2 protein-coding genes are annotated in these 646 nt (G+C 43.8%); both read left to right on the top strand.

The annotated features are described in order from the left end of the window. On the top strand, positions 1–317 hold a 317-nt coding region (locus BHE89_RS23985), incomplete at its 5' end, for a hypothetical protein (protein ID WP_171742546.1). Positions 318–428: 111 nt separating this feature from the next. Next, a partial coding sequence (locus BHE89_RS19445; protein WP_141008348.1) for a hypothetical protein occupies positions 429–646 on the top strand: 218 nt, incomplete at its 3' end.

Below are 646 nucleotides of genomic sequence, written 5' to 3'. Positions count from 1 at the left end.
TTGCTATCGAAAAACTCACTCCCAACCTAACAACGGAGATCTGGCAAGAAAGTAACGGCACATTGCTTATCTATGGTGGCGATATCCATCAACCTATGGATGAAAATTTAATTCAAGATCTAAAACAGCTACGTCGCCGTCGTCCACTTGATGCCGTTATTTGGGTATCAGAAAATAATTTATCGCAACAACCGCTGGGTCATTCCTTATTTAATCACTTAAATTCGACCAACACCGATACCGCAAGCCGCTATTTCCACCAGCTCTTTCGTCAATTACGCTGGCAAGCCCCCCATTTGGCTTTGGAACGTCAGTAATAACGGCGAAATAACCACAGATGAAAACGCCCACCGTGCTTTATTCAGCTCCTTTCAAGGCGACGGCTGAAAACGCTTTCCAATGACTTAAAAACGCTTTTACCTGCATTAGTGGAACAAGGTACACAAGCAGTCTTACATAATCAAACACAGACCTATTTACTGGCTTTAGCTCGCTTTTTGCAGTATGAAGGATGTGAAAAACTCGCCAATAACTTGGCTCCACTATTATCAGGTTATCGCTCGTTGCCGTTTGCGGGTGTGCTCTTTAGTACGGCGGGTAACGATAACGTTTCAGCCATTTCACCAAAAACCAATCAGTGGACATC

This window comes from Shigella sp. FC1967, from assembly GCF_001743005.1.
Taxonomy (GTDB): Bacteria; Pseudomonadota; Gammaproteobacteria; order Enterobacterales; family Enterobacteriaceae; genus Proteus.
Note: the sequence above shows the minus strand (reverse complement) of the source record. Positions and strands in the feature narration are given on the sequence as shown.